This is a genomic window from Pseudomonas sp. GXM4, assembly GCF_008923895.1.
GTDB classification, from domain to species: Bacteria; Pseudomonadota; Gammaproteobacteria; order Pseudomonadales; family Pseudomonadaceae; genus Aquipseudomonas; species Aquipseudomonas atacamensis.
Genome location: NZ_WBRZ01000018.1, coordinates 1 through 11,289, shown reverse-complemented (window position 1 = coordinate 11,289; position 11,289 = coordinate 1). Strand labels below are relative to the sequence as shown.

At 60.4% G+C, this 11,289-nt stretch carries 11 protein-coding genes; 6 read left to right on the top strand and 5 right to left on the bottom strand.

Annotated features, from left to right (window positions below):
- Positions 1-2: 2 nt before the first annotated feature.
- The 5 genes from accC to gcbA form a co-directional block, all read right to left on the bottom strand.
- Positions 3-1,358: an acetyl-CoA carboxylase biotin carboxylase subunit gene (gene accC / locus F8N49_RS04950; RefSeq protein ID WP_024011424.1), complete on the bottom strand. Its 1,356-nt coding sequence runs from the start codon at positions 1,356-1,358 to the stop codon at positions 3-5.
- 17 nt (positions 1,359-1,375) lie between these two features.
- A complete protein-coding gene (gene accB, locus F8N49_RS04945) occupies positions 1,376-1,834 on the bottom strand; it encodes an acetyl-CoA carboxylase biotin carboxyl carrier protein (RefSeq protein ID WP_016771862.1) in 459 nt (152 codons plus the stop codon).
- A gap of 24 nt (positions 1,835-1,858) precedes the next feature.
- Positions 1,859-2,314 carry a type II 3-dehydroquinate dehydratase gene (gene aroQ, locus F8N49_RS04940; RefSeq protein WP_016771861.1) on the bottom strand — a complete coding sequence of 152 codons (456 nt, stop codon included), beginning with the start codon at positions 2,312-2,314 and terminating at the stop codon, positions 1,859-1,861.
- Positions 2,315-2,555: 241 nt separating this feature from the next.
- Positions 2,556-3,104 (bottom strand): methyl-accepting chemotaxis protein, encoded by a 549-nt coding sequence (locus F8N49_RS28515; RefSeq protein WP_372241004.1) that lies wholly within the window; start codon positions 3,102-3,104, stop codon positions 2,556-2,558.
- Between the two features lie 1,449 nt (positions 3,105-4,553).
- The gene (gene gcbA, locus F8N49_RS04930) at positions 4,554-6,224 is read right to left on the bottom strand and encodes a diguanylate cyclase GcbA (RefSeq protein ID WP_016771860.1); all 1,671 of its coding nucleotides are present in this window, start codon (positions 6,222-6,224) and stop codon (positions 4,554-4,556) included.
- Between the two features lie 324 nt (positions 6,225-6,548).
- On the opposite strand from gcbA, the gene F8N49_RS04925 reads away from it, so the two are divergent.
- From F8N49_RS04925 to F8N49_RS04900, 6 genes are all read left to right on the top strand, one after another.
- On the top strand, positions 6,549-7,697 hold the full coding sequence (locus F8N49_RS04925; protein WP_151550938.1) for a DUF2515 family protein: 1,149 nt from the start codon (positions 6,549-6,551) through the stop codon (positions 7,695-7,697).
- Positions 7,697-8,419: a hypothetical protein gene (locus tag F8N49_RS04920; RefSeq protein WP_241149657.1), complete on the top strand. Its 723-nt coding sequence runs from the start codon at positions 7,697-7,699 to the stop codon at positions 8,417-8,419. The genes F8N49_RS04925 and F8N49_RS04920 overlap by 1 nt, the downstream gene beginning before the upstream one ends.
- The gene (locus tag F8N49_RS04915; RefSeq protein ID WP_056787703.1) at positions 8,398-8,904 is read left to right on the top strand and encodes an Hcp family type VI secretion system effector; all 507 of its coding nucleotides are present in this window, start codon (positions 8,398-8,400) and stop codon (positions 8,902-8,904) included. The genes F8N49_RS04920 and F8N49_RS04915 overlap by 22 nt, the downstream gene beginning before the upstream one ends.
- Complete coding sequence (locus F8N49_RS04910) at positions 8,901-9,377, top strand: hypothetical protein (RefSeq protein ID WP_071174288.1); 477 nt, start codon at positions 8,901-8,903, stop codon at positions 9,375-9,377. The genes F8N49_RS04915 and F8N49_RS04910 overlap by 4 nt, the downstream gene beginning before the upstream one ends.
- 138 nt (positions 9,378-9,515) lie before the next feature.
- Positions 9,516-10,583 (top strand): DUF2333 family protein, encoded by a 1,068-nt coding sequence (locus F8N49_RS04905; protein WP_016771859.1) that lies wholly within the window; start codon positions 9,516-9,518, stop codon positions 10,581-10,583.
- A gap of 3 nt (positions 10,584-10,586) precedes the next feature.
- Positions 10,587-11,144, top strand: coding sequence for an NUDIX hydrolase (locus F8N49_RS04900; protein ID WP_151550926.1), 558 nt, complete (start codon positions 10,587-10,589; stop codon positions 11,142-11,144).
- The last annotated feature ends 145 nt before the right edge of the window (positions 11,145-11,289 follow it).

Sequence of the window (11,289 nt, the reverse complement as noted above, 5' to 3'; positions counted from 1 at the left end):
CCTTACGACTGTTTGGCCAGCTTGTGCTCGAGGTAGTGAATGTTCACACCGCCCTTGCAGAAGCCTTCGTCACGAACCAGGTCACGGTGCAGCGGGATGTTGGTCTTGATCCCGTCAACCACGATTTCGTCCAGGGCATTGCGCATGCGTGCCATGGCTTCGTCGCGGGTTGCGCCGTAAGTGATCAGCTTGCCGATCAGCGAGTCGTAGTTCGGTGGCACGGCATAACCGCTGTACAGGTGCGAATCGACGCGAACGCCGTTGCCGCCTGGAGCGTGGAAATGCTTGACCGTGCCCGGGCTCGGCATGAAGGTCTTCGGATCTTCAGCGTTGATCCGGCACTCCAGCGAGTGACCGCGGATGACCACGTCATCCTGAGTGAACGACAGCTTGTTGCCAGCGGCGATGCTGAGCATCTCCTTGACGATGTCGATACCGGTGACCATCTCCGAAACCGGGTGCTCCACCTGAACACGGGTGTTCATTTCGATGAAGTAGAAACGGCCGTTCTCGTAGAGGAACTCGAAAGTACCGGCGCCACGGTAGCCGATATCGATGCATGCCTTGACGCAGCGAGCCAATACTTCCTGGCGCGCCTTCTCGTCGATGCCCGGTGCTGGCGCTTCTTCGAGAACCTTCTGGTGCCGACGCTGCAGCGAGCAGTCGCGGTCGCCCAGGTGGATGGCGTGGCCCTGGCCGTCGGACAGTACCTGCACTTCGACGTGGCGCGGGTTGGTGAGGAATTTTTCCAGATAGACCATCGGGTTGCCGAACGCCGCGCCTGCTTCGGAGCGGGTCAGCTTCGCCGAGGCGATCAGGTCTTCTTCCTTGTGCACCACACGCATGCCGCGACCACCACCACCACCGGCGGCCTTGATGATCACCGGGTAGCCGACTTCACGACCGATGCGCAGCGCCGTTTCTTCGTCTTCCGGCAGCGGGCCGTCAGAACCAGGAACGGTCGGTACGCCTGCTTCGATCATCGCGTGCTTGGCCGATACCTTGTCGCCCATCAGGCGAATGGTGTCGGCTTTCGGGCCGATGAAGGCAAAGCCGGAGTTCTCGACCTGCTCGGCAAAATCGGCGTTTTCCGCGAGGAAACCGTAGCCTGGGTGAATGGCGGTAGCGCCGGTCACTTCAGCGGCAGCGATGATGGCCGGAATGTGCAGGTAAGACTGAGCGGCGGACGCCGGACCGATGCAGACGGATTCGTCTGCCAGACCCAGGTGCATCAGCTCTTTGTCGGCCTTGGAGTAAACGGCGACGGTCTTGATGCCCATCTCTTTGCAGGCACGCAGAATCCGCAGGGCGATCTCACCGCGGTTAGCGATCAGAACTTTTTCCAACTTCGCAGTCATCAAAGGCTCTCCGCGGTTCAAACGATGGTGAACAGCGGTTGGTCGTACTCAACCGGCTGGCCGTCTTCGACGAGGATGGATTCGATCACACCGCTGGTTTCAGCTTCGATGTGGTTCATCATCTTCATGGCTTCGACGATGCACAGGGTGTCGCCTTTCTTCACGGTCTGGCCGACTTCAACGAAGGCTGGCGAGGTTGGCGAAGATTTACGGTAGAAGGTGCCGACCATCGGCGAACGGGCAACGGTGCCGTTCAGCGCGGGTGCAGCAGCGGCAGCCGGAGCAGCGGCAGCGACTGGCGCGGCAGCAGGGGCAGCAGCCGGAGCCTGCATCGGGGCTGGCGCGTAGTACTGCTGCGCCGGGGTCTTGCTGTGGCGGCTGATGCGTACGGACTCTTCGCCTTCCTTGATCTCGAGCTCGTCGATGCCGGACTCTTCCAGCAATTCGATCAGTTTCTTAACTTTACGGATATCCATGAATCATCAACTCCCAAGGGTCGGTCAGGGGCGTATAGCTTGGTGTTCAAGCTGCTCTAGTGCGGCCTCCAGGGCCAGTCGGTAACCGCTGGCGCCAAGGCCGCAGATCACTCCTACCGCTACATCGGAGAAGTAGGAGTGATGGCGGAAAGGTTCGCGCTTGTGCACGTTGGACAAATGCACTTCGATGAATGGGATGCTCACTCCCAGCAGCGCGTCACGTAATGCGACACTTGTGTGCGTAAAAGCCGCCGGATTGATCAGAATGAAGTCCACGCCTTCACCGCGCGCAGCGTGGATGCGATCGATCAATTCGTACTCGGCGTTGCTTTGCAGATGCAGCAGATGATGGCCGGCTTCACGGGCGCGCCGCTCCAGATCCTGATTGATCTGCGCCAGGGTCGTCGACCCGTAGGTCCCCGGTTCCCGGGTGCCGAGCAGGTTCAGATTGGGGCCGTGCAGCACCAGTAGCGTCGCCATCTGCGTTGTCCTTGTTATCAATGAGCAGTCGTCAGAACCCGGCGACTATGCCGCAAAGCCTTTGTGACTGTCCAGTTCCATGCAATAGGCGGCACGATGGGCGATGTTTGCGCGAAATTTGTGACCGAGGATCAGGATCCGGTCACTTGTAATGACAGGGCCGCTGCCTTCGCAAGCAGGCTCGCTCCCACAGGGGTATGCATTCCAAAGTGGGAGCGAGCCTGCTGGCGAAGGTGGTATGTCAGACGCGGAAGGCCTGAACGGCCGTATGCAATTGGCCGCCGAGAACCAACAGATTCTCGCCCTGTTCGCGCCCTTGACCGATGCGCAGCAGGTTATCCCCACCCAATTGATGAATGCGCTCGCTGTGATCGCGGATCTCGCTGACCGCGCCACTTTGCTGCGCGGTGACATCGGCGATGCGCACGGCGGTGTCGGCGATGGTCTGGATCGCGCCGACGATTTTGTCCAATGCACCGTCGGCCGCTTGCGCCTGACTGGCCGTGGCTTCGGCGTGTTCGACCTGCGCGCGCATGCCTTCGACCGATTGCCGCGCGGCGGCCTGCAGGCCGGCGATCAGCGTCTGGATTTCTGCCGTGGCCCCAGCGGTACGTTGTGCCAGCGAGCGCACTTCCTCGGCGACCACGGCGAAACCACGGCCCATCTCCCCGGCGCGGGCCGCCTCGATTGCGGCGTTCAGGGCGAGCAGATTGGTCTGATCCGCAATCGAACGAATCACCGTCAGCACGCCGCCGATGGTTGCCGACTCTTCGGCCAGATGTTCGATCATCTGCGCATTGCCTTGAACTTCACCGACCAGCGCATGCAGCCCGGTGAGGCTCTGGCCGATTACAGCCTGCCCATGCTCGACGGCGAGACCGGCATGACGACTGGCGTCGGCAGCCTGACGGGCATCGCCGGCCACTTGCTGAATCGTTGCCTCGAGTTCCCCCAGCGAGTCGCGAATCAGCGCGGTGTCGCCGGCCTGATGTTCGGCGCCGCTGTGCAGGTCATTGCTCAGTTCCGCAAGGGTGCGGCTGCTGCCCGCGACTTGTTCGGCGTTGCCGCGAATGGTGCCGACCAGGTCCACCAGATAGGCACGCAAGCGGTTGAGCGAGGCTTCGATGTCGTGCAGTTCGCGGTTGGTCTTGCCCAGTTGGATGTCGCGACTGAAATCGCCTTCGGCCCAGGTCGACAGCGCCGGGGCGAGGTTGGTCAGGGTGCGGGCCAGGCGCCGCTGCAAGGTGTCGATGAGCAGGGCGATCAGCAGAATCAGGCCGATCATCACGCCTTGCATCAAGCGTACTTCGCCCTGAATCTGTCCGTGTTGCGCGCGTACCACCGGTTCGAGGCCGGCAATGGCGTGTTGCACGCTGGTGATTTTTTCGTGGGTGGCGGCGCTGAGATCGGCGCGTTTCTGGATCTGCTCGCGAGTGCGCACCAGTTCCGCCGGATAGCGGCCAAGCAAACTGTTCAGTTCGCGTTTGAGGGCGACACCGGCATCTTCGACGGCGGCTTTGTCGGTGTTTTCGATGCCCATCAACGCCGCGAAATCGTCACTGCTCGATTCGTTGCTGGCGACCACGCCGAGCAAGGGCAGGGCGTCGATGGCCTCGGCCTGGGCACGCATGTTGCTCACTTCGCGCTCGACATCGGCAGCCAGTTCACTGCGCCCGCTGCTGACCAGTTTGTCCCGCGCCAGCGACAGTTTGCCCAGATGCTGCGATGCGGCGAGCAGTGGCGCGAGGTAGGCGGCGTTGCCATTGGCGTAGGTGTTGAGCTGGTCGAGGCTGGCGCTGAGTTCGCGTTCGGCCTGCAACAGCAGCGCCTGCGGATCGCCGGCCAGTTTGCCGGCGGCGAGCAGTTCGGTTTTGCTGAACTCATCAAGGCTCGACAGGCTTGGCTGCACGGCGTCGGCCAGCGTCGGGGGCAGCTCATCCAGTTGCTTGTGCACGCTGTCGATAGCCTGGGCGGCGCTGCTCAGGCGCAGCGCGTCACCGCTGGCCAGATAATCCTCGACGTTGCGCGCCACTTCATTCTGAAATTGTTGCGACAGCCCCAAGTAACGCTCCATCAAAAGATAGGGGCGTTCGAGGGCTTTTTGCGACCACCACAGCGTGGCGCCAAGGGCCACGCAGACGGCGACCAGCAGCAAAGTGTTGAGATTGGTGAGCAACTTCAGGCGCATGACGGCTACCAACGGCAGAAATGGTAAGCGCCTGAATTTATTGCGGTTCCATTACAAGGTTATGACCGAATCAGTGGATTCCGATGAAAAAGTGGCACTTTGCTTTGACTGCCGCGCGGTCTGCACCCGATTGCGTCCTGCACCCTTGGCGCGGTACAGCGCCTCGTCGGCCTGGCTGGCCATCATCAGGCTGTCGGAGTCATCGCACATTTCCACCACGCCGGCGCTGAACGTGCACCACAGATCCTGCGGCTGCGCCGGGTAATGAATCTCGGCGAAGCGCTGGCGAATCTCGTCGAGGACTTTGTGCGCCGCGTCGATATCGGTGTCGGGCATGACGATGGCGAACTCTTCGCCGCCGTATCGGCCAATGAAATCGGTCTTGCGCAAACGCTGCTTGAGAAACAGTGCGAGGCTCTTGATCACCCGGTCACCCATCGGGTGGCCATGGCTGTCGTTGACCCGTTTGAAGTGGTCGATGTCGAGCATGGCAAAGCTCAGTGGCTTGTTCTCGCGGCGCGCGCGGAACGAGCAGTCTTCGAGCAATTGCAGAATATGCGTGTGGTTGTACAGGCCGGTGAGGCTGTCGCGGACCATCCGCGCCTTGAGATTTCGCGCCCGAGCGGCGCGGTTGCGCACAGTGGTGATCAGGTGTCGCGGTTTGATCGGCTTGGTCAGGAAGTCATCGCCGCCCTCGCTCATGGCGTCGAGCTGCTTGTCCAGATCGTCCTCGGCCGACAGGTAAATGATCGGCACGCTGACGTAGCGGTCGTTGTGACGAATGACTTTGGCCAGCTCGGTGCCGGTGCAGGCCGGCATATACATGTCGAGGATGATCAGGTCCGGCTGGAAATCCGCCAGTTCGGCCATTGCCTGAATCGGTTCGATCAGGGTGCGGGTGACAATCCCGGCGCTGTTGAGCAGGCGCTCGGTGTGCAGGGCCTGGGCGCGCGAGTCGTCGATGATCAGCACTTTATAAGGCTCGTACTGGGCGACGCAGGTCAGCACTTCGATTTTTTCCAGCAGGCTCGAGGCTTCAAGGGTGCCGGTGAGGAATTCCTGGCCACCGGCGCGCACGGCGGCGAGGCGGGTCGGGGTGTCGGTTTCGTGCAGGCTGAAGAACAGCAGCGGCAGCGGTTCTTCGAGGCCGACCTGAGCTTCGGCGGCGAGTTTCAGGCCGATGCCGGGGCCACTGAAATCCACGTCCATGACAATCGCCGCGGGCAAGCGCTCAACCATCGACGAGCGAAACGCCGCGACACTGTCCAGTGCCTGCGCGCTGAGGCCAAAGAATTCGAGCTGCTTGGCCAGGCGTTCGGCGCGGTCGTGATCCTGCAACATCACGTAGATCGGCTTGCGCAGCGGCGGCAGGAACGTCTGGTCGAGCTGATCACCATGGCGCAGGCCGGTGCGCGACAGGCGCTGCATCAAGCGATTCAGATCAGTGATCAGGCCGCTGCTGAGGCGCCCACGGTTGGCATCCACCGCTTGCAGCGACTGGCTGATGTGATGCGCCAACTGAGTGTGTTCCGGCTGTTCGAAGCGCTCGGCAAAACGCAGCAGACGCAGATTCGCCTCGCTCAGTTCGGCAAGATCGACGGTGGACCACTCACTGCGTTGCAGGCGCTGCCATATCTCAAGAATCTGACGTGCCTGATGAATTACCCGCTGGGCAAAGTGGTGCTTGAGACGCTCACGGCTGGGGTCTTCTGGCTCGGTCATATCCTGACTACTAGTTAGGGTGCATGCTGAGATCGACTGGTGGCTCTATGCTAGCACCTCTTTTCCCTTAGACGAGTGTCGTACGTCAATAATCTGCTGGACGACACGATTCAGTTTCTGACCGGGTGGTTTTGTTTTTACCTCTGATTTTGATCAAGTGCCCGCATGCTGGGGTTTTGCGAGCAATCCGGCCAGCGCTGTCGACATTTCACCGGCCTTGATGGACGGCGTCTGACAGCGCTTTCTGATTTTTCTTCTACGCGCTTTCACCGGCCCGGTTGGCTGGTACGGTTCAGGGATTCCCCTAGCTGCCGCCCTTCCATCATGAGCCAATGTTTCACCGAACTCGCCAGTGATGCTCAGCGCCTCAATCACAACATCAGGCCCATCGATGACTGCGCCTGCGGCGAAGAGTTGTTGTATGGCGAGCGGGTGCAGGTGACAGAGGTGCCAGTGCTGACCTGCCAATGCCTCTGGCGGCGCTATCAGCGCGCCGCCGAGGCAATTGTCGCCCCGAACGGCGTGCTGATTGCCGATCCGGTCGCGCGCAACCGAGCGATCAACGCGGCTTATGCCCGGTTGTGGTTGCACGACTCACGTTTTCAATGGGCGGGCCTGGCGGCGTTTGCCTCCAAGCAGGTCGGCTGTGGCTTGCTGCATGCGGCACAGAGTATCGAACGCATCCGCGAGGAATACGAAGCGCGGCAGCGGCTGCGAGACAGCCGACGCGAATCCGGATTGCTCACGCCGGAAAAAATGCCGGGACAGGCCGAAGACCTGCGTGAATATCAACAGGCTCAGGCGCGTAATCCGCTGTCTGTCATGGATGCCCGGGTGCCAGGTGAAGAGCTGTCGGTGGCCGAGCAACAGTTCCGGCATGTCTACGAAATGATGGCGATGGGTAATACCACGCTGTTTCTGGATGTTTATCCGTTGCATCAGTTCTATGCGGTGCGGGGATTGGCGGAGTTGAAGAAATGTCTTCGCGACCGGGAGAAGATTCAAGGGCATGCGAAGTGGCCTGTGCTTTGGCCGGTGGGCCAGGCAACACTCAAGTTTGGATATGTACGTCCTGAAATAGAGATGGCCTTTGAAGCTATAGACGCGGGGAGCGTTGCTGAAAGCGTGGAGCATTTGGCGTGGCACGAGCAGCGAAACATCCTCCAGCCGACCATTTACGAAAACAGCCACTTGGTTGCGCTTTTGCGCGGCAATCATTTTTCTTACGTCACCAACTTTCCTTCCGGCGTCGCTCAGGCCATCGAACTGACACTGACCAGCCAATGCCAGCGTGTCGATGATGGCCGCACCATTGATTTTGATAGCAGCCCGCTGGCGGATTTGTCCGATATCGACCAGCGAATGGAGTTTGTGCTGCGGGCGGCAAGTCGTTTTGATCTGTTGCTCAACGACAGCAACAAAGCGTTGTTGGCGCAGTCCATTCGCGAGATTGCGCTCAGGGAGGAGGGCTGATGAGCTTGCGCCTTGCTCAAATCGGCCGACGTCGGTGTGTGTGGTTTGCGATTTGTACCGTCGTTGCGCTGGCCACCTTGCGGCAATTGATGCAGCCGCTATGGAACGATCCAGTCATTGCCTTGAGGATCGGCGAAACCTCCGAGTACATGGAGGCACATTCGACTGCTCCGTTCAGTATGTGGGGGCGCGGTAGCAAGACTGTTTCCGGTGGAATTCCGAAGACGGATGCGCGCCTGCGCTTCGTTGATCCGCAGTACGGGTTCGAGACGCCGCTGGCTCGGTTTTTCACCGTGACGTTCGTCAACAATCTGGTCGTTGACATCAGTATGTCCCCGCAAATCGAGCCTTTGCTGATCGACGACGCCATGAAGGTTGTCACCGATCTGCAGAGGCAGTGGTGTGCAAAAGGCTGGAAACCGATGGGTACGCAGGGCGACCCGACAATCGCGGACACCCCCGAATGGCGCGCATACGTCAGACAGGGAGTGCTTTCGGGGGTGTCCCACTGGCAGGCCGGCGACAAATATCAGGCAATGCTGAGTTTAGGGCGCTTCAGAGATTCCAGACATCTTGATCAGGAGCGCTACCTCATCACTCTCGACGTTGCCGAACCGTGGATTCCTTTCGACGAAATCGAAGATCGCCGCCTCGAATCCCATCACTTCCTCCCACCCCTACCCGAAAAAGGAGCCATTCCATGCCCATCCCAGCCTTCATGACCATCCACGGCAGCCGCCAGGGCCTGATCACCGCCGGCGCTTTCACCGAGGCGTCGGTCGGTAACGGCTACCAGAGCGGGCGCGAAGACAAGATCATGGTTCAGGCCCTCAGCCATGGCATGTACATACCCAAGGATCAGGGCGCCGGGCGGCGGATGCACAGGCCATTGATCATCACCAAAACCCTCGACAAGGCTTCGCCCTTGCTGAATATGGCGCTGTCCAGCGGCGAGTTGCTGAGCGAATGCCGCGTAGAGTTCTATCGCACTTCGGCCAGCGGCGTGCAGGAGCACTTCTACACGGTGGAACTGGAGGATGCGTTGGTCGTCGGCAGCGAACTATTGATGCCGCACTGTCTCGACAGCGGCACGTCGCACCTTACGCAACTGGAGAAAGTCCACTTCAGCTACCGGCGCATCTACTGGCGCCACGAAATCAGCCGGACGATGGGTTCGGACGAGTGGCAAGGCGAGGGACTTCGATGAGGCTGGTCCGTGAGCTGAGCCTGACCGACCACGAGCGCCAGCATGTCTGTTGCGTGGAAGAGGCGCTGGAGCACGTCAGCAGTCTGTTGAGCATGCGCCAACCGCTCGAAGGGCTGGACCAGCTACGCGCAGGCTTGATGATCAATCTGGACAGCGAAGTTTTGGCGCAGATCGAACAGGGTGAATGGAGCCTGATCAAAGCCGAGGCCGACTATGGCTACTGGCAGGGCGCCGAAGCGGTGTTCCACCAGGCCGTGCTCGATCTGATGAACAACCCGCCCGAGCAGCCCACCCGCACCGCACGAATCTTTCGTCTGGTCGACAGCGTGACCGGTCAGCCGTTGCCCGCGCAGGCCTACATCGCCACGATCGATGGAATACCCAGTCAGCGACGAACTGACGCCCAAGGCATTGCACATCTGTTTACCGACGACCAAGTGCCGCAGCTTTCGCTGCGCATCTTCAACGTCTGAAATCTGCGTCTATCCTTTCGTTCGCGACGTCCTTCGCTTGTTTTGCGCCAGTGCCGCGATAGCGGGTGCTAGGCCTTGGCACGTTGTTGTATGGTTGTGGTCGAACCGTTGAACCCAAGTGATTGAAAGGATATCGCCATGCTGGACTGGAAAAACCGCGCGGGCAGCGCGCCTGAACGTGCCGCCGAGCCCAAGTCGGCCACCCGCAGCTATGTCGGCGGGCTGCTGTTCAGCCGGGCGCTGGCCACAGTGGTCGGTCTGTACTTGCTGGTCACCATCGCGCTGGGCTGGTACTGGAGTCAGGAACCGGAACTGTTTCCGGTGGCGCAGAACGCCCAGGTCGCTGCCGAGAAAGAAGGCAAGCAAATGGTGGTCGGCTACACCACGGTCGAAACCCTGAAGACCGTTGCCGGCACCTTGCTCAACAAGCCGGGCGGTTACATTTCCAATGATCGTTTCCCGCCGGGCCTGTGGATGGACAACACGCCGAGCTGGGAATACGGCGTGCTGGTGCAGGTGCGTGACCTGACCCGCGCCCTGCGCAAGGATTTCGCCCGTTCGCAATCTCAGTCCGCCGAAGACGCCGATCTGGCCAAGGCCGAACCACGCTTCAACTTCGACAACAAGAGCTGGGTGCTGCCGTCCAGCGAGTCGGAATACCAGGAAGGCATCAACTCCCTGAGCCGTTATCAGTCGCGCTTGTCGGATCCGAATCAGAAAAACGCGCTGTTCTACGCGCGCGCCGACAACCTCAACAACTGGCTGGGCGATGTCGGCACCCGTCTCGGTTCGTTGTCGCAACGCCTGTCGGCCAGTGTCGGTCGGGTCAAGCTCAACACTGCGCTGAAGACCGAAGTTCCGGCAGTCGGCGAAGTGCCGCAGGTTGACGAAGAAGTCGTGGAAACCCCGTGGATGCAGATCGACAACGTGTTCTACGAAGCACGCGGTCAGGCCTGGGCACTGTCCCATCTGCTGCGCGCCATCGAAGTCGACTTCGCCGATGTGCTGGCGAAGAAGAACGCCACCGTCAGCGTGCGCCAGATCATCCGTGAGCTGGAGGCTTCGCAGGAGCCGGTGTGGAGCCCGATGATCCTCAATGGCAGCGGTTTCGGCGTATTGGCCAACCACTCGCTGGTCATGGCCAACTACATTTCCCGGGCCAACGCTGCGGTGATCGATTTGCGTCAACTGCTCAATCAGGGCTGATACGTGAGCCAGACTACAAGAGAGGCGGCCCATCGCGCCGCCTCGGACGCTGAACAGATCGCCTGGGTCGACGAGCAGGACAATTTGCTCGGCGCGCTGGTGCGCTCCGATTTGCGCGAGCGCGGGCTGATTGGCCGTGGCACCTACATCATGCTGTTCAATTCCGCCGGTGAGCTGTGCGTGCACCGGCGCACGTTGAGCAAGGCGATTTATCCCGGTTACTGGGATGTTGCCGCAGGCGGCATGGTCCAGGCCGACGAAAGTTATGCCGAGTCGGCGGCGCGCGAGCTGGAAGAAGAGTTGGGCGTCAGCGGCGTCGAACTCACCGCTCACGATCACTTCTACTTCGAAGACACCGGCAACCGCCTGTGGTGTTCGGCGTTTTCCGCCGTGTGGGACGGGCCGCTGAAATTGCAGCCGGAAGAAGTCCTCGAAGCGCGATTCATCCCCATCGAACAGGTCATGCGCGAAATCAGAGAAAAGCCTTATTGCCCGGACTCTCTGGCCGCGCTGAAGCGCTATCTCAAGGCGCAGCAAAGCAACGTCGCAAAGAACACATGAATTGGCGCCGATTGGCACTTAGCAATCGCGATTTTTGCCGTTACACTGCGCGACCTTTTCAAACTGCACCGGATAGCTTGAGGTTGGCCTGCAGATTTTGTAGGAGCTGACGAGTGCAACGAGGCTGCGATCTCTTGATCCTGAT